Raw genomic sequence first — 17310 nt, 5'->3', positions numbered from 1 at the left:
AGCACAGGCTACGACGCGCCGGCCAGTGCCTTGCGGATCCGCTGGTCACTGACCTTGCGGTCCGCTCGCAGCTCCTGGGCGAACAGCGAGACGCGGTACTCCTCGAGCAGCCACCGCACCTCCCGCAGCGCGGCGGAGGGCGGCCGGCCGGCCGGCAGCGCCTCCACCTGGTGGAGGTAGGCCGCCTGCAGGTCGGCGACCTGGGCGAGCAGCTGCCGGTCGCGCCCGGGCTGCTCGTCGAGCCGTGCGCGGCGCTGCTCCAGGGCCGCGAGGTAGGTCGGGTAGCGCCGCAGCTGGGCGGGGCCGGCCTCACCGACGAAGCCGTCGTGGACCAGACGGGCGAGCTGGTCGCGCATGTCGGTGAGGGAGGGCAGCGTCGCGAGGTCGGCGCGACCGGACAGCAGCTTGTCGACCCGACGCCAGCGGTCGAGCACCCGCAGCACCTCGTCGAGCAGCTCGCGCGTGCGGGGCTCGAGCACCGCCGCCGTGGCGGCCAGCAGGGCGTCGTACGCCGCCTCGTCCCGCACGGGCGGCCCGCCGTCGACCGCCTCGAGCACCACGGCGCGGCGACAGTCCTCCACGACGTCGGCCGGCCCGGGGTGGGGCGCGCCGGCGATCCCCAGCTTGCCGGCGTTGTCGAGGGAGGCGAGCAGGTCGGGCCGCGGCAGGGCCAGCTGCAGCAGCCGGGCGACACCGAGCCGGTGTCGCGCCTCGGCCTCGGCGGCCGAGCCGCAGACCTGCAGCCCGACACCGCTCCCCTCGTCGTCGAGGGCCGGGAAGCCGCGCACCTCGTGGCCGGCGCGCTGCCAGGTCTGCTCGGCGGGGATGGTGTCGAAGGTCCACGACGTCTGCCCGGTCGTGGTCGTGTCGGCGGCGACCTCGGCGACGGCGCGGGCGAACTGGGGCCGCAGCGGCTCCTTGAGCGCCTCGAGGTCCTTGCCCCGACCCTGCTCCTGCCCGCCCTCGTCGAGCACGCGGTAGGTCGGCCGGAGGTGCTCGGGGACCTTCGACCAGTCCCACGCCTCGCGGGGCACGTGGACACCGGTGGTGGCGCGCAGGTGGCGCTCGAGGGCGTCGAGCAGCGGCTCCTCGCCGGGCGGGACGGCGGCGAGGAACTCGCGCGCGGTGTTGGGGGCCGGGACGAAGGAGACCCGGAGGTTCTTCGGCAAGCTGCGCAGCAGCGAGGTGACGAGCTCGTGCCGCAGGCCCGGGACGTTCCACGAGAAGTCCTCGGCCGAGACCCGGTTGAGCGTCGCCACCGGGACGTCGATGGTGAGGCCGTCATCCGCCGCGCCGGGCTCGAAGTGGTAGCTGATGGGGAAGGTGAGGCCCTCGGCCTGCCACAGCTCCGGATAGCTGGTCTCGACGGTCTCGACGACGTCGTCGGCGTGGTCGTGGGTCAGCATCGCGGGGTCGAAGGTCAGCAGGTCGGGGTCGGTCCGCCGCTCGACCTTCCACCACTGGTCGAAGTGGGCGCCGCTGACGACGTCTGGGCCGATCCGGGCGTCGTAGAAGTCAAACAGGGTGTGCTCGTCGACGACGAGGTCGCGGCGGCGCGCGCGGTGCTCCAGCTCCTCGGCCTCCTCGAGCAGCCGCCGGTTCTCCGCGAGGAACCGCTGCCGGGTGTGCCACTCGCCGTAGACCAGGGCGTGCCGGATGAAGAGCTCACGGGCCAGGGGCGGGTCGACCTTGCCGTAGCTGACCAGCCGGTCGGCGACCAGCGGCACCCCGTAGAGCGTCACCCGCTCGCGGGCCATCACCGCCGCCCGCTTCCTCGACCAGTGCGGCTCCGAGTAGGACCGCTTCACCAGGTGGCTGCCGAGTCGCTCGGCCCACTCGGGCTTGATGGCGGCGTTCTGCCGCGCCCACAGCCGGCTGGTCTCGACGAGCTCGCCGGCCATGATGAACTGCGGGTTCTTCCCCTTCAGGCCGCTGCCCGGGAAGATCGCGAACCGGGTCCCCCGGGCGCCGAGGTACTCCCGCGGGCCACGCCGACCACCGGAGGTCGAGCCCGTCGAGCCCCGGTCCCTCTCCTCGAGCAGCCCGATGTGGGACAGCAGCCCCGACAGCAACGCCTGGTGGATGCCGTCCTCGTCGTACGCCGCCCCGCCGTCGGAGCCGCGCGCGCCCTTGCCGAGGTCGACCTTCAGCTCCTTGCACACCTGCCGCAGCTGGGACTCGAAGTCCTGCCACTCCCTGACCCGCAGGTAGTTGAGGAACTCCCGCCTGCACATCCGCCGGAAGGCGCTGGAGGAGAGCTCACGCTGCTGCTCCTTGAGGTAGCGCCAGAGGTTGAGCCGGGTGAGGAAGTCGCTGGACTCGTGACGGAACCGGGCGTGCGCCTGGTCGGCCTGGGCCTGCTGCTCCGCCGGCCGCTCGCGCGGGTCCTGCAACGCCAGGGCAGCGGCGATCACCAGCACGTCGCGGACGCAGCCGAGCCGTTCGGCCTCGATGATCATCCGCCCCAGGCGCGGGTCGATCGGCAGCCTGGCCAGCCGCTTGCCGATGCGCGTCAGCGTCCCCCCGCGGGAGCCCGACGGGACCCGCACCGCGTTGAGCTCCTCGAGGAGCTGGACGCCGGCGGTGACGTTGCGGCGGTCGGGGGGCTCCACGAAGGGGAACCGGGCGATGTCGCCGAGCCCCAGCGAGGTCATCTGGAGGATGACGCTGGCGAGGTTGGTGCGGAGGATCTCGGGGTCGGTGAAGGCGGGGCGGGCCTCGAAGTCCTCCTCGGAGTAGAGCCGGATCGCGATGCCGGCCTCGACGCGGCCGCAGCGGCCCGACCGCTGGTTGGCCGAGGCCTGGCTGATCGGCTCGATCGGCAGCCGCTGCACCTTGGTCCGTGTCGAGTAGCGACTGATCCGCGCGACGCCCGTGTCGACCACGTAGCGGATGCCGGGCACCGTCAGCGACGTCTCGGCCACGTTGGTGGCCAGCACGACCCGGCGTACGGACGCGGGGTGGCTGGTGAAGACCCGGTGCTGCTCGGCGGCGGAGAGCCGCGAGTAGAGCGGCACGACCTCGAGCCCCCGGAGGTCGAGGCTCGTCAGCTCGTCGGCGGTGTCGCGGATCTCCCGCTCCCCGGGCAGGAAGACCAGGACGTCGCCGGGTCCCTCGGCTGCCAGCTCGGTGACGGCGTCACGGATCGCCTCGGTCTGGTCGCGGACGATGGGCTCGCCGTCCTCGTCGTCGGCGGGGAGCTCCATCAGGGGCCGGTAGCGGACCTCGACCGGGTAGGTCCGCCCCGAGACCTCGATGATCGGCGCCGGCCTCCCCCGCCCGTCGGCGAAGTGGGCCGCGAGCCGCTCGGGGTCGATGGTGGCGGAGGTGATGACCAGCTTGAGGTCGGGCCGCTGTGGCAGCAGCCGCCTGAGGTAGCCGAGCAGGAAGTCGATGTTGAGGCTCCGCTCGTGGGCCTCGTCGATGATGATCGCGTCGTACTTCCTCAGCTGCCGGTCGCGCTGCAGCTCGGCGAGCAGGATCCCGTCGGTCATCACCTTGACGCGGCCCGCCCGCGACGTCTTGTCGGTGAACCGCACCTGGTAGCCGACCAGGTCGCCCAGCTCGGTCCCCAGCTCCTCGGCGATCCGCTCGGCCACCGAGCGGGCTGCGATCCGGCGTGGCTGGGTGTGGCCGATCAGCCGGCCCGGGCCGCTCAGCCCCAGCGCGAGGCAGATCTTGGGCAGCTGGGTCGTCTTCCCCGACCCGGTCTCGCCGGCGACGATGACGACCTGGTGGTCACGGATCGCGGCCGCGATGTCGTCGCGCCGCTGCGTGACCGGCAGCTCCGGCGGGTAGGTGATCTCCACAACGCAGGCGATTCTCCCGCACCCGGCAACCCGATTTCGGGCGGGCACCTGTGGAGGGGCGGCCGCGTCGTGGTCGAGATCGGGCGAGGCTGGGTGTCATGGATCCCGTGGTGGCGCTGGAGAGGCTCGGCGGTGTCGCCGACCGCCAGGACCTGCTGCGCCTCACGACCGCCCGAGGCGTGGCCCGCTGCCACCGCTCCGGTGAGATCGTTCGGGTCCGCCGCGGTCGGTACCGCCTGCCGGGGGCCGACCGCGCGTTGGCGCGCGCCGCCCAGCTCGGTGGGCTCGCCTCTCACCTCAGCGCGGCTCAGCTCCACGGATGGGAAGTCCCGTTCCCGTCCGCCACACCGTGGGTCACCGTGCCCCGGAACTCGAAAGCCCGTCCGTCACCGCGCCACCACCTGTTCTGGGCCGACACGACCGAAGAGCGTGGATTGGTCACCTCTCCGACCCGGACCGTCGTCGACTGCGCCCGGCGGCTCCCCTTCGCCGTGGCGCTGTCGGTGGCGGACTCCGCCATCCGTCACGGTGACGTCGACCCGCACCGGCTGGCTATCGCGTGCGCCACGGTCCGCGGCAAGGGCGCCGCGGCAGCGCGCCGCGTTGCCGCTCAGGCGTCGGGCCTCGCAGCCAATCCCTTCGAGTCGGTGCTCCGTGCCATCGCCCTGGACGCCGGGGTGGACGCCGTGCCCCAGCTGGCGGTCGTCGTCGGTGGCGTGACGCTCCACCCCGACGTGGCGGATCGGAGCCGACGCATCGCGCTTGAGGCTGACTCGTGGGAGTTCCACACCGGCAAGGAGGCCCACGAGCGCGACTGCTGGCGCTACACCGTGCTGGTGTGTGAGGGGTGGTTGGTGCTGCGGTTCACCTGGCGGCAGGTCATGTTCGACCCGGACTTCGTCGCCGCCTGCCTGCGTCAGCTGCTGGAGCGGGTCCCCCAGCGGGCAGACGTCGCTTGACGACCGTCGGCTCGGGCCCAGCGCTACGCGTTTGCCCGCCCGGGGAGACCGCACACGCTGGTGCGGGTGGTCAGTCCGGGTCGAGGACGTGCGCCACGAGAGCGGGGAGGGATCCGGTCAGGGTGTCGAGCAGCTGCTCGCGGGTGACGCCGGCGGGATCCGCCACCCAGGTGAGCGTCATCTCCTCGGCGAGGGCGGCCCAGCCGCGGACGACCAGCCGCACGGCGGGTGTGTCCGGCACGAGCTCGCCCTGGGCGGCCTCGGTGAAGATGCGGTCGGTCAGGGCGGCGCGCGCCTCCTCGTAGAGCTCGCGCAGCGCCTCGTGGCCACCCTGTGCGGCCTTGACGATGGAGCGGTACCCCTCGTAGTTGCCGACCACGTAGTCGACGTACGCCGTCATCGACGCCGCGAGCCGGGCGACCGGGTCGCCGCCGGGCGGGGGCGCGGTCTGGGCGACCAGGTCGTCGACGGCACGCCGGACGACGGCCTCCCGGAAGGCCTGCTTGTTGCCGAAGTAGTGGTAGAGCAGGCCCCTCGAGATACCGGCCTCCTCGGCCAGCAGGTCGATGGTCAGCTCGTCGAGGTCGTGGTCGGCCAGCAGGCGCACCCCGAGGTCGAGCAGCTGCTCGCGGCGCTGATCCGGCGCGAGCCGGGTGCGCAGGGTGGGCGACGTCACGGGACCCACTTTATTGACAGTTGTTCAATAGCGCCAATACGGTCGGTGCATGCTCCCCCAGCACGTGGACCACCTCGTGATCGGTGCCGGCTTCGCCGGCATCGGCGCCGCCATCAAGCTGGCCGAGGACGGCGAGCACGACGTCCTGGTCGTCGAGAAGGGTCCCGACGTCGGCGGCACCTGGCGCGACAACACCTACCCCGGCGCTGCTTGCGACGTCCCCAGCCAGCTCTACTCCTTCTCCTTCGCCCCGAACTCCGACTGGTCCATGTCGTTCTCGCCGCAGCCGGAGATCCAGGCCTACCTCCAGCGGGTGGCCCGCGACTCCGGCGTCCTCGACCGCTTCGTCTTCGACACCACCGTCGAGGAGGCCCGCTGGGACGACGGGCAGCAGCGCTGGCGGGTCACCACCGACCGTGGCGTCGTGCTCGCCCGGACCCTCATCAGCGGGGCCGGCGGGCTCTCGGAGCCCAAGCTCCCCGACATCGACGGCATCGCCGGCTTCCAGGGCGAGCTGTTCCACTCCGCCCGCTGGGACCACGACGTCGACCTCGCGGGGAAGCGGGTCGCCGTGATCGGCACCGGCGCCTCCGCGATCCAGATCGTCCCGGAGCTCGCGAGGACGGTGGCCCACCTCGACGTCTACCAGCGCACGGCGCCCTACGTGATCCCGCGCAACGACCGCCGATACACGAGGCTCGAGCGCGCCCTGTTCGCCCGGTTCCCCGCCCTGCAGAAGCTCTACCGCACCGCCATCTACTGGGGCCGCGAGACCTACGTCCCGGGCTTCACCCTGGAGCCGCGGCTGGCGCTGCCCGCCAAGCTGCTGGCCCGTCACAACCTCCACCGGGCCGTCTCCGACCCCGAGCTGCGGGCACGGCTCACCCCGACCTTCGAGATCGGCTGCAAGCGGATCCTGATCTCCAACGACTACTACCCCGCCCTCGCCGAGGACCACGTCGACCTCGTCACCGACCGGATCACCAAGGTGACCGGCGACGCCGTGGTCACCGCCGACGGCACCGAGCGGCCGGTGGACGTGCTCGTGGTCGCCACCGGCTTCCACACGACCGACCAGCCGATCGCGCACCACGTGATCGGGCGCGACGGCCGCAGCCTGGCCGAGACCTGGGCGGAGGGAGGCATGGCGGCCTACAAGGGCACCACCGTCCACGGCTTCCCCAACTACTTCCAGATCGTCGGCCCCAACACCGGCCTCGGTCACTCGAGCATGGTCTTCGTCATCGAGTCGCAGCTCGCCTACCTCCGTGACGCGCTGCGGACGATGCGCACCCACCGCTACGCGACCGTCGAGCCCCGGCTCGACGAGCAGGAGCGCTGGAACGCCGACCTCCAGCGCCGGATGCAGCGCACGGTCTGGAACACCGGCGGCTGCTCGAGCTGGTACCTCGACGAGCACGGCCGCAACACCGTCCTGTGGCCGCGCACCACGGTCGACCTGCGGCGTCGCCTCGCCCGGTTCGACCCCCCGGCCTACGAGCTGTCGGCCGCGAGGAACGACCGGGTGCCGGCGTGAGGACGCTCGCCGACAAGGTCGTCGTCATCACCGGCGCCGGCTCGGGCATCGGGCGTGCCCTGGCCCTCGACTGCGCCGCCCGCGGGTCGCTGCTGGCGCTCTCCGACGTCGACGAGGCAGGCCTGGCCGAGACCGTCGACCTCGCCAAGAACGTCGGTGCCCGTGAGGTCCACGCGACCCGGCTCGACGTCGCCGACCGGGACGCCTTCGCGACGTACGCCGCGGAGGTGGTCGAGCACTTCGGCCGGGTCAACGTGCTGGTCAGCAACGCGGGCGTGGCGCTGGCCGGCGACCTCACCGACCTCGACGACGACGACATGCGGTGGATCGTCGACATCAACTTCTGGGGAGTCGTCCACGGCACGCGCGCCTTCCTGCCCCACCTCATCGCCTCCGGGGACGGGCACGTGGTCACCATCTCCTCGCTCTTCGGGCTGATCTCGATGCCGGGGCAGTCGATGTACAACGCGACCAAGTACGCCGTCCGCGGCCTGTCCGAGGCGCTGCGCGAGGAGATGCTGATCGCCGGCCACCCGGTCGGCGTGACCGTCGTCCACCCCGGGGGCATCCGCACCGCCATCGCCCGCAACGCCCGCGTCTCCGGCCGCGAGGACAAGCAGGCCACGGCCGACCTCTTCGACCGCAAGCTGGCTCGGATGAGCGCGGAGCGGGCAGCGGCGGTGATCGTCGACGCCGTGCTGAAGAACCGGGCCCGCTGCCTGGTGGGCCTGGACGCCCACGCCCTCCACCACCTCGCCAAGCTGCTGGGCTCCCGCTACCAGGACGTGATCGCGCGCGCCAGCCGGAAGGTCCTGCCGACCAAGCGGCCCACCAAGGTCGTGTAGACAGGTCGGGTGAGGCCCGATCCCGGCACGCCGGTCCGCTGCGAGACGACCAAGTGGGACGGCCGACCGCACTGGGTCTACCCGGGCACCTACCTCGGCAGCGACGACCACGGCGACTGGGTCGGCTTCCCCGTTGGCACGACCTTCACCAGGCCCGGGGCGGAGTTCACCGGTCCCAACGACCAGGTCACGCTGGTGCCGGCCGGTGGTGACGGCGACCGACCCGGGTTCCTCGCCACCTTCCACGCTCCTGGCGGCTTCCTCCCCTCGGCCGGCGGCCGGGTCCCGGTGGCGGTGTACGTCGACATCACGACCCCGGCGGTCTGGGACGGGCCGGTGCTGCGGGCCGTCGACCTCGACCTCGATGTCGTGCGGGGCACCAGCGGCCGGGTGTGGGTCGACGACGAGGACGAGTTCGCCGACCACCGGGTGCGGTGGGGCTATCCCGCGGCGGTCGCGGAGGCCGCGGTGCGGACCTGCGGCACGGTCGAAGCCGCCGTACGCCGTCACGAGCCGCCTTTCGACGGCGAGACCCATCTTCCGTGGTTGGACCGGGTGGCCGCACACTGAACAGGTGCGCATCGACTTCCACGCGTCCCCGCGCCCCACGCTGGGGGTCGAGTGGGAGTTCGCCCTCGTGGACCGGGAGACCCGCGACCTGAGCAACTCCGCCGCGGCTCTCTTCGAGGCCGCCGGCGGCGGCCTGGACGACCCCCGCAAGCTGCACAAGGAGCTGCTGCGCAACACCGTCGAGATCGTGACCGGCGTCTGCGACACGGTGTCGGAGGCGCTCGAGGACCTCCGGGGGACGCTCGGGGTCGTGCTGCCGGCCGCCGAGCGGCTCGGTGTCGACCTGTTCGGGGCCGGGACCCACCCGTTCGCGGAGTGGTCGCACCAGCACATCACCGAGGGACACCGCTACGAGGAGCTGATCAACCGCACCCAGTGGTGGGGGCGGCAGATGCTGATTTGGGGCGTCCACGTCCACGTCGGGATGCCGGCCGTCGAGCGGGTGATGCCGGTGCTGTCGGCGATGCTCACCACCTACCCCCACCTGCAGGCGCTGTCGGCGTCGTCCCCGGTCTGGGCGGGTCTCGACACGGGCTACGCCTCCAACCGGGCGCTGATGTTCCAGCAGCTGCCGACGGCCGGGCTGCCGTTCCAGTTCCAGACCTGGGCGGAGTTCGAGGGGTTCTGCGAGGACTCCACGGTCACCGGGGTGGTCGACGACCTCACCGAGATCCGCTGGGACATCCGCCCCTCCGTCGGGCACGGCACGATCGAGAACCGGGTCTGCGACGGGGTCTCCAACACCCGTGAGCTCGCCGCGCTCACCGCCCTCATGCACTGTCTCTGCGTCGACCTCGACGAGCGGCTCGCGGCCGGCGAGGAGCTCGCGTCCCTGCCACCGTGGCACGTGCAGGAGAACAAGTGGCGCGCCGCCCGCTACGGCCTCGACGCCGAGATCATCCTCGACTCGGCCTGCCGCGAGCGGCTCGTCACCGACGACCTCGCCGACGTGCTCACCCGGCTCGAGCCCGTGGCCAAGCGGCTGGGCTGCCCCGACGAGCTGCGGCTGGTCGACGAGATCCCGCGGCACGGCGCGTCCTACCAGCGCCAGCGGCAGGTGGCGCACGAGTCGCACGGTGACCTGGTGGCCATCGTCGACTCGGTCGTCGGCGAGCTCCACGCCTCGCTCGGGGCGTGAGTCAGTAGCCGCCCTCGGGCGGCACCATCTCCAGCCGTACGCCGAGCAGCCGCACCGGCTTGTCCGGCTCGACCTTCGCCAGCAGCCCCACGGCCGTGTCGGCCAGCACCTCGAGGTCGCGGGACGGCTCGGGCAGCTTCCGGGAGCGGGTGAGGGTGAAGAAGTTGCGGTAGCGGACCTTGAGGAAGACCCGCATCGCCGGCCGGCCCTCCTCGTCGATGGAGGCCAGCGCCCGCGCGGTCAACGCCCGCACCGCGTCGGGCACCTCGCCCCAGTCGAGGTCGCGCTGAAAGGTCTCCTCGTGGCCGTGGGCCCGGGCAACCCACGGCGTCGCATCGACCGGGCTGGTGTCGACCCCGCGACCGAGGCGGTGGAACCAGGGACCCATGGTCGGCCCGAACTCCGCCGCCAGCGCGGAGGTGTCGGACGTCGCCAGCTCGCGGACGGTGGTGATCCCGAGCCCGCCGAGCCGGGCCGCGATCTTCGAGCCGATGCCCCACAGGGCCCGCACCGGCCGGTCACCCATCTCGGCGTACCAGCTGTCGTCGGTGATCGTGTAGGTGCCGCGTGGCTTGCCGAAGTCGGTGGCGATCTTGGCCTGCAGCTTGTTGTTGCCGATGCCGACCGAGCAGTGCAGGCGGGTCCGCTCCAGCACGGCCGACCGCACCGTCGCCGCGAACGCGACGGGGTCACCCAGGTCTCCGTGGCCCTCGCCGGCGCCGAGGAACGCCTCGTCCCAGCCCAGGACCTCCAGCACCACGGGCACGCCGCCCCACTCCAGGGAGCGCAGCGTCGCCATCACCTCCGCCGACGCCGCCTCGTAGACGGGGAAGTCGACCGGCAGGAACACCGCGTCCGGGCACTTCTTGTGAGCCGTCCGCAGCGGCATGCCGCTGCGGATCCCGAACTCGCGTGCCTCGTAGGACGCGGTCGACACCACGGCCCGCTCGGTCACGATCCCACGGCCGCCGACCACCACCGGCTTGCCGGCCAGCTCGGGGTGGCGCAGCACCTCGACCGCGGCGAGGAACATGTCGAGGTCGACATGGAGCACCCACCGCGGCACGGCCGTCACCGGCCCGGGGGCGGTGGCAGTGCGTCGCTGGCCTGCAGCGGGTCGAGCCCGGTGATGAGCAGCATGTCGGCGATGACGCTGCGCAGCTGGGCGAGCACCGACTCGGCCGACAGCACGCTGGAGCGGTGCACACTGCCCGTCGCGGCGCCCACGGCGAGCAGCGAGTCGCGGGCGGCGACCGCCAGCCGGTCGGCCTCGAGCTCGACCGCCACCTCCTCGGCCGCGTCGGCCAGGTCGCGGGCGATGGTGGCGTAGTCGTGCGGCACGGCGCGGTGGTGGTAGGTCGCCACAGCCGTGTGGCGCACCAGCACCCGGGTCGAGCGCAACGCCCGGTCGAGCGGGTCCACGAGCTCGGCCATCCGGCGTACGCCGGGACGGTGGCGGATCCGGAACGGCGAGGAGGCGACCACCGACAGCCCCTCGTCGGCGGCCACCTGCAGCTCGCGGATCAGGTAGTCGGTGGCCCGGGCGTCGGCGAGCAGGTCGAGCGCCCGGTCGGGCTCGCCCTCGTCCATGACGTCGGCCGCGGCTCGCAGCAGACCGGCGATCTTGCGGACCACGACGGCCGCCTGCTCCCGGGGGCGGCGCAGTGGCGCCGCCGGCACGACCGTCGCGGCGACCAGGGCAACCCCGCCGCCGATGAGCGCGTCGCTCCAGCGGATGAGACCGGCGTCGGGGTCGGGCAGCAGCGTGGCCACGATGATGGACTGCACCGCCGCCTGGGTGACGAAGAGCTGGCCGCCGTCGAGCAGGAAGGCCACCGACATCGCCAGGGCCACGATCAGCGTGAGCTGCCACCAGCCGCTGCCGATCCCGATCACCAGCAGGTCGGCGACCAGCACCCCGAGCGCGACCCCCAGCGTGACCTCCGCGACCCGGCGCAGCCGCTGGCCGTAGGAGGTGCCGAGGCTGACCACCGCCGCGATCGGTGCGAAGAACGGCACCGGGTGGTCGAACACCTCCGAGGCGACCCACCACGCCACGCCGGCGGCCAGCGCGCACTGGGCGACCTGCCACGACTTGGCCTGCAGCCGCCGGACCCGGGTCGCGAGCGAGGTGCGACCACGCGACCACACCCGGTCGAGCGGCGCCACCTCCATGCAGGCGATCCTGCCAGAGGCCGCCCTGACGTCAGCCGGACCGCGCCCACTCCAGCGATCGCTGCAGCTCGGCGAGGTCGCGGTACCAGGTGCGCACCTCGGTCCGGCACCGGACGCGGGCCACGCGCCGGTGGTACTCGCCGCACTCGGCCCGCGCCTCGGAGTCGGTCGGCGGGTAGAGCACGGTGCCGTCGTGGTGGTGGATCGCGAAGCCGTGGGCGGCGTCGCCGTCGACCCGGACGATCGTGTCCGGCTCGGTCGATCCAGCGACCGCCGGCGCAACCACCGCCCAGGCCCCTGCGCCCACCAACCCCGTCACCAGGCCGCCGAGGACCATCACCATCCTGTGCATCCGCGTCTCCCTCCGTCAGCGCGCCGGGGAGTCCGACGCACCGACGACGCTAGGAACCACCGCGGACAGCCAGGGGCGGCCGAGGCCCGGCCTGGTGACGGGGCCCCGACCGCCGCGACTGTGGACGGGTACTGGCCCGGTCAGCGGGCCAGCGTCACGGTGATGGTGGTGTTGGTGCAGGAGGACGCCAGGCTGTTCATGGCCGACTTCTCGGCCGCGTCGACCGACAGCCGCCAGCGGTGCTTCACCGCGACGAACTCCCGCAGGTAGCGGCACCGGTCGTACTGCGGCAGCCACTCGGCGATGTCCTTGTCGCCCTTGGACTGGTTGACGTTGTCGGTGACCCCGACCAGCGAGCGGTAGTCGCCGAGGTCGTTGGCGAAGCCCTGCCGCTCCGAGGTGCTCCAGGTGCGGGCGCCGGAGTCCCACGCCTCGGCCAGCGGCACCATGTGGTCGATGTCGACGTCGGAGGTCTGGTACCAGCTGACGCGGTCGTAGTAGGAGAACCAGCGACCGCCCGACAGCGAGCAGCCGGAGCCGACGGTGACCGGGTCGTCCGCCTCGGCGATCAGCACCTCGTTGCGCGTGTGGCAGCCGTCGCCGTCGGCGTCGATCCAGTGGGGGAACAGGGTGCGCGAGTAGCCGGTGCGGACCTCGGCCGCGACCGGCAGGTCGGCGATGGCCGTGGTGAGCGGGGCGGAGTAGGTGGCGGCGTGGGCGGTGCCGGGGACGGCCACGAGGCCGGCGGCCACGACGCCGGTGACGACGACGCGAGCGAGGGCACGGCGCAGGGGGGTGCGGATGGACACAGGTTCTCCCGAGACAGAGGCGTCGGGCGGCACGGTCGTGACCGCCCGTGGTGCTCGGTCAGCCTGCCGCCAAACGGAGCCGGGCGGAAGGGTCCGGAGGCGTCAGTCGTCGTCCTCCTCGTCGTCCTCGTCCTCCCCCGTGTCCTGCTGCTGCTTGTCCTGCGTCTCCTCGCCCCCGGACGGGTCCGGCTCCTCGGACGCCGGCACCTCGGCCGGCTCGTCACGGGGCTCGGGCTCGGCGAGGCGGTCGAGCAGCGCCTGGGCCGACGCGACGATGGCGTCGGCGTCGTCCTGGGCGAGCACGCCGTCGGCGGCGGCCTGCTCGGCATCGGAGACGAGCGCGGACAGCGCCTCGCGCGCCGCCTGCTCGTCGCCCGCGACGACGGCCGAGTCGACGTCGGCGACGTGATCGACCAGGGACGGAACCGAATCGCTCGGCGGCTGTGCACCACAGGCGACGAGCACGGCCGACGTGGCCGCGACGGCCAGGGCGAGGGCGACATCGGGCCGACGGGTCATGGCGTCTGCCCGTCGACGGCGTCGTGCAGGTCCTGCAACGGCTGCTCGAGCCGCCGAGGCACCTCCTGGGGCACCTCGCCCGTGCCACCTCCGCCGCCGTCGGACCCACCTGCCACGACGGCGGTGAGCACCAGGAACAGCACCAGCACAGCTCCCACGAGCACCAGCGCCCGCTGGTGGTCGGGCATCGCGACGGCCCGGTCGCGGAGCCGGACGGCCGCCCCTGCCACGGCTTCGCCGGTGCGGTCGATCCATGGAGCGCTCGGCGGCGCCGAGGCAACCAGACCGGTCAGCGGGCGAGTGGTGCCCGCGGAGGCGTCGTCCATCGCCCTGAGCCGCGCGGCCACGTCCGCCGCGGCAGGGCGCGCGGCGGGCTCGGCGTCCAGCATCGAGGCCAGCAGCGCACGCCAGCCGTCCGGCAGGTGCTCCGGCACCTCGGGAGCGCGGTGCAGGCGCGCGACCGCCGCCTCCATCGCCGGCCCGGAGAAGGCGCGCTCGCCCGTGAGCGCCTCGAGCAGCAGCAGCCCGAGCGCGTAGATGTCGGCGGCCCCGGTCACCTGCTCGCCACGCACCTGCTCCGGGGACAGGTACGCCGCCGACCCGATCGTGGTGCCGGTCCGGGTGTGGCCGGAGGTGTCCCCGATCAGCTTGGCGATCCCGAAGTCGGTCAGCTTGACCCGGTCGCCGCTGCCGAGCAGCACGTTGCCGGGCTTGACGTCGCGATGGACGACGCCCCGGTCGTGGGCGTAGGCGAGCGTGTCGGCCAGCCCTGCGCCCACCTCGCGGACACGGTCCGGGGACACCGGGCCCCGGGCGATCTCGTCGCCCAGCGTCGACCCCTCGACCAGCTCCAGCACCAGGTAGGGCTGCTCGGCGGCGGGCCCGGCGAGGCCCGCGTCGAGCACCGTCACGAGTCCGTGGTGGGAGAGACCGGCCAGGGTGCGCGCCTCGCTCCTGAAGCGGGCACGGGCGGTGTCGTCTCCCGCGAGGTCGCGCATCACCTTCACCGCGACGTCGCGGTGGAGCAGCCGGTCGGTCGCGCGGTGCACGTCGGCCATCCCACCCCGACCGAGGACGTCACCGAGCTCGTAGCGGTCCCCGAGGACCTGGGGGTCGTCGGGGCCGGGGCGGGCGTCGGGGCTGGCGGTCGCCACGGGGTGGGCCTCCTGGGGGAGCCGGGTCGGGACGCCCCGAGGGTACGCCTCGGTGTGGGGGCCGCCGCTGGCCCGTCGAGCGGCGGAGGTTCGCCGCGTAAGGTCGCTCACAAGAGATCCCTCACGGCGTACCAACCGGACAGGTGGAGCGTCGGGCCTCCCGGGCCCGCACGGGATCGGGCCGGAAGGGGCACCGTGGTCACACCGATCGATCCGACGTCAGCCGCGTTCCTGCTGGCCGAGAACCGCCAGATGCCGATGCACGTCGGCGCACTCCAGCTCTTCCGCAAGCCCGAGGGCGCGGGTCGCGGCTACGTGCGGGAGTTCTTCGAGGAGATGCGCGACGCCGACGAGATCGCGCCGCTCTTCCTCAAGCACCCCTACCGTGCTGCGCGCACCGCCGGTCAGCTCGTGTGGCGTCCTGACGAGCAGTTCGACATCGAGCACCACGTCCGCCACAGCGCGCTGCCCAAGCCCGGGCGCGTGCGCGAGCTGCTCGAGCTCTGCTCCCGGCTCCACAGCACCCGGCTCGGCTGGGAGCGACCGTTGTGGGAGGCCCACGTCATCGAGGGGATGCGGGACGGACGGGTCGCGATGTACACCAAGACCCACCACGCGCTGGTCGACGGGGTGAGCGCCATGCGCCTGATCCAGAGCGTGCTCTCCACCGACCCGGACAAGCGTGGGATGCCGGCGCCGTGGGCCTACCTGCCCGAGCGGACCCGCGCCCCGCGCGAGCGCGAGCCCTCCGAGACCCAGGCCAGCCTCAGCGAGCTGTCCGGCCAGGCGCTGCGGACGGCGCTCGGCATCACCGCCGAGGCGGCCGGCCTGCCGGGCGCGCTGATCCGCACGCTGCGCAAGAGCGTGCGCAACGAGACGTCCTCGCTGTCGCTCTACGCCCCCCGCACCATCCTCAACCAGAGCATCACCGGCTCCCGCCGCTTCGCCGCGCAGGACTGGCCGATGGAGCGGATCCGCGGCGTCGGCAAGGCCACCGGCACCACCGTCAACGACGTGGTGGTCGCGATGTGCTCCGGCGCGCTGCGCGCCTACCTCCTCGAGATGCATGCGCTCCCGGAGGAGAGTCTCGTCGCGATGGTCCCGGTGGGCCTGAAGGCACGCGAGTCCCAGATCGCCTCGGCCGACGGCGGCAACGCGGTCGGCGCGATCATGGTGCAGATGGGGACCGAGCGAGCCGACCCGGCCGACCGGCTCGCCGCGATCCACCGCTCGATGGTCGACGGCAAGGAGGCGCTGTCGTCGATGACGCCGGTGCAGATCCTGGCGATGAGCGCCCTCGGCCAGGCGCCCGCGATCCTCACGCCGATGCTGCGGATGCAGGGCATCGTGCGGCCGCCCTACAACGTGATCATCAGCAACGTCCCCGGCCCGCGGACCACCCACTACTGGAACGGCGCGCAGCTGGTCGGCACCTACCCGCTGTCGATCCCGATCAACGGCATGGCCCTCAACATCACCTGCACGTCGTACGACGGCGACATGTGCTTCGGCCTCACCGGGTGTCGCCGCACCGTCCCGCACCTGCAGCGGCTGCTCACCCACCTCGACGACGAGCTGAAGGCCCTCGAGAAGGCCGCCGGCATCTAGCCGACGGGCCACTCCTCGAAGCCGCCGCCCACGCGCTCGGCCACCGCACGCAGCCGGGCGCGGGTGATGTCGGCGACGGTGGCCAGCCCGGCGGCGTGGGCGTTGGAACCGGGCCGGGTCGGCTCGGCGCAGTTGACCGACAGGCAGGTGCGGGTGCCGCCGTCCTCGGCGTTGGCCAGGGCCACGGCGTGGCCGGTGGTGCCGCTGCCGGCGAAGAAGTCGAGCACGGCCGCGTCCGGAGGCATCGTGTGGAGGATCCGCCGGATCAGCCCGGTCGGCTTGGGCGACTCGAAGACGTGGCCGAGCAGCTCCTTGAGCTCGGCCACGGCCGTGTCGGTCGACCCGACCTCCGCCGCCGGCCAGATCGTCGGCAGCTTCTTGCGGCGCCCCTCGTGGAGCCAGTCCCGCTGGTAGACGTCGACCCGCTCCCCCAGCCTGCCGTTGACCCGCCTGCACACCAGGTCGTCCGGCCGCTCGTCGATGCGGGGGGCCGACCAGCGCCACACCGCCGGCGTCCCGTCGCCGAAGACCGGGCGCACCTCGAGGCCCCCGGCGAACGGCGCGGTCGCCACCCGGCCCGAGTCGGGGTCGCCGTACACGGGGAAGTGCAGGGTGCGGGCGGTGGTGGGGTTGAACTTCTTGTTGGTGTTGCGCAGCGGCAGGTGACGGTAGCGGCGCCCGTCCGGCGCGGTCAGCGGGAAGTCGCGCGGGTCGACGGTCTCGGTGCTGCTCGCGTCGAGCACGCACCGGGCGGCGTCACGGGCGTAGACCAGCAGGTACTCGTGGCTGGTGGCGAAACCACCGCCGAGCTGCCGCCCCTTGGGGTTGAGGTTGACCACCACCTGGGCGAGGAAGCCTGTCTCCCCGAAGACCTCGTCCATGAGCAGCCGGAGGTGGGCCACCTCGTTGTCGTCGATGCTCACGAAGATCGCGCCGGTCCCGCGCATGACCTCGCGTGCCGCCACCAGACGTGGCCGCATCATCGCCACCCAGGCGTCGTGCTGCCCGTAGCGGTCGCGGTAGGCGAACTCGTTGCCGGTGTTGTAGGGCGGGTCGATGTAGACCAGGTCCACCGACGCCGCCGGCAGCGTCGTCAGGACGTCGAGGTTGTCGCCCTCGACGAAGACGTTCCACGGCCGCGCCACGCCAGGCAGGGTAG

The 17310-nt window shown here is 72.9% G+C and carries 15 protein-coding genes; 6 read left to right on the top strand and 9 right to left on the bottom strand.

All coding sequences use genetic code 11. The features are described from left to right. Positions 1-8: 8 nt before the first annotated feature. Entirely contained in the window at positions 9-3809 is a 3801-nt protein-coding gene (gene hrpA / locus K6T13_RS03485; protein WP_249423916.1) for an ATP-dependent RNA helicase HrpA, read from the bottom strand. A gap of 98 nt (positions 3810-3907) precedes the next feature. On the opposite strand from hrpA, the gene K6T13_RS03480 reads away from it, so the two are divergent. Next, positions 3908-4768 (top strand): hypothetical protein, encoded by an 861-nt coding sequence (locus K6T13_RS03480; protein WP_222897147.1) that lies wholly within the window; start codon positions 3908-3910, stop codon positions 4766-4768. A 70-nt stretch (positions 4769-4838) separates the two neighbouring features. Here the strand turns inward: K6T13_RS03480 and K6T13_RS03475 are convergent, their stop codons facing one another. Next, entirely contained in the window at positions 4839-5444 is a 606-nt protein-coding gene (locus tag K6T13_RS03475; protein WP_249423915.1) for a TetR/AcrR family transcriptional regulator, read from the bottom strand. Positions 5445-5493: 49 nt separating this feature from the next. On the opposite strand from K6T13_RS03475, the gene K6T13_RS03470 reads away from it, so the two are divergent. From K6T13_RS03470 to K6T13_RS03455, 4 genes are read left to right on the top strand one after another with little or no spacing between them, the layout of a single operon-like run. Continuing rightward, complete coding sequence (locus tag K6T13_RS03470) at positions 5494-6981, top strand: flavin-containing monooxygenase (RefSeq protein ID WP_222897145.1); 1488 nt, start codon at positions 5494-5496, stop codon at positions 6979-6981. Then, positions 6978-7826 (top strand): SDR family NAD(P)-dependent oxidoreductase, encoded by an 849-nt coding sequence (locus K6T13_RS03465; RefSeq protein WP_222897144.1) that lies wholly within the window; start codon positions 6978-6980, stop codon positions 7824-7826. The genes K6T13_RS03470 and K6T13_RS03465 overlap by 4 nt, the downstream gene beginning before the upstream one ends. Before the next feature lie 9 nt (positions 7827-7835). Beyond that, positions 7836-8396, top strand: coding sequence for a ribonuclease FAU-1 family protein (locus K6T13_RS03460; RefSeq protein ID WP_249423914.1), 561 nt, complete (start codon positions 7836-7838; stop codon positions 8394-8396). A gap of 4 nt (positions 8397-8400) precedes the next feature. Then, positions 8401-9534 carry a glutamate--cysteine ligase gene (locus tag K6T13_RS03455; RefSeq protein ID WP_222897143.1) on the top strand — a complete coding sequence of 378 codons (1134 nt, stop codon included), beginning with the start codon at positions 8401-8403 and terminating at the stop codon, positions 9532-9534. Between the two features lies 1 nt (position 9535). Here K6T13_RS03455 and K6T13_RS03450 read toward each other — a convergent pair whose 3' ends face one another. The 6 genes from K6T13_RS03450 to K6T13_RS03425 all read right to left on the bottom strand — a co-directional run bounded on the left by K6T13_RS03450 (position 9536) and on the right by K6T13_RS03425 (position 14543). Further along, positions 9536-10609, bottom strand: coding sequence for a DNA polymerase IV (locus tag K6T13_RS03450; RefSeq protein ID WP_249423913.1), 1074 nt, complete (start codon positions 10607-10609; stop codon positions 9536-9538). Further along, positions 10606-11709 carry an FUSC family protein gene (locus K6T13_RS03445; RefSeq protein WP_222897142.1) on the bottom strand — a complete coding sequence of 368 codons (1104 nt, stop codon included), beginning with the start codon at positions 11707-11709 and terminating at the stop codon, positions 10606-10608. Before K6T13_RS03445 ends, K6T13_RS03450 begins: the two co-directional genes overlap by 4 nt. Positions 11710-11740: 31 nt before the next feature. Next, a complete protein-coding gene (locus tag K6T13_RS03440) occupies positions 11741-12061 on the bottom strand; it encodes a hypothetical protein (protein ID WP_222897141.1) in 321 nt (106 codons plus the stop codon). Between the two features lie 140 nt (positions 12062-12201). Next, a complete protein-coding gene (locus tag K6T13_RS03435; protein WP_249423912.1) occupies positions 12202-12870 on the bottom strand; it encodes an HNH endonuclease family protein in 669 nt (222 codons plus the stop codon). Positions 12871-12972: 102 nt separating this feature from the next. Beyond that, positions 12973-13389, bottom strand: a complete 417-nt coding sequence (locus K6T13_RS03430) for a hypothetical protein (protein ID WP_222897140.1) — start codon at positions 13387-13389, stop codon at positions 12973-12975. Next, positions 13386-14543 (bottom strand): protein kinase domain-containing protein, encoded by a 1158-nt coding sequence (locus tag K6T13_RS03425; RefSeq protein WP_222897139.1) that lies wholly within the window; start codon positions 14541-14543, stop codon positions 13386-13388. The genes K6T13_RS03430 and K6T13_RS03425 overlap by 4 nt, the downstream gene beginning before the upstream one ends. Before the next feature lie 195 nt (positions 14544-14738). On the opposite strand from K6T13_RS03425, the gene K6T13_RS03420 reads away from it, so the two are divergent. Next, positions 14739-16151, top strand: coding sequence for a WS/DGAT/MGAT family O-acyltransferase (locus K6T13_RS03420; RefSeq protein WP_222897138.1), 1413 nt, complete (start codon positions 14739-14741; stop codon positions 16149-16151). Here K6T13_RS03420 and K6T13_RS03415 read toward each other — a convergent pair. Beyond that, positions 16148-17296: a site-specific DNA-methyltransferase gene (locus K6T13_RS03415; protein WP_222897137.1), complete on the bottom strand. Its 1149-nt coding sequence runs from the start codon at positions 17294-17296 to the stop codon at positions 16148-16150. The two genes, K6T13_RS03420 and K6T13_RS03415, sit on opposite strands and share 4 nt — an antisense overlap. Positions 17297-17310: the final 14 nt, after the last annotated feature.

Origin of the sequence: Nocardioides coralli (assembly GCF_019880385.1) — a bacterium.
Lineage (GTDB): Bacteria > Actinomycetota > Actinomycetes > Propionibacteriales > Nocardioidaceae > Nocardioides > Nocardioides coralli.
The sequence above is the reverse complement of the archived record's forward strand: the minus strand, read 5'-3'. Positions and strand labels throughout refer to the sequence as shown.

Coding starts and splice junctions, on each gene's coding strand:
- K6T13_RS03480 (WP_222897147.1), top strand. CDS start 3,908: ATGGATCCCGTGGTGGCGCTGGAGAGGCTCGGCGGTGTCGCCGACCGC.
- K6T13_RS03445 (WP_222897142.1), bottom strand. CDS start 11,709: ATGGAGGTGGCGCCGCTCGACCGGGTGTGGTCGCGTGGTCGCACCTCG.
- K6T13_RS03470 (WP_222897145.1), top strand. CDS start 5,494: ATGCTCCCCCAGCACGTGGACCACCTCGTGATCGGTGCCGGCTTCGCC.
- K6T13_RS03440 (WP_222897141.1), bottom strand. CDS start 12,061: ATGCACAGGATGGTGATGGTCCTCGGCGGCCTGGTGACGGGGTTGGTG.
- K6T13_RS03430 (WP_222897140.1), bottom strand. CDS start 13,389: ATGACCCGTCGGCCCGATGTCGCCCTCGCCCTGGCCGTCGCGGCCACG.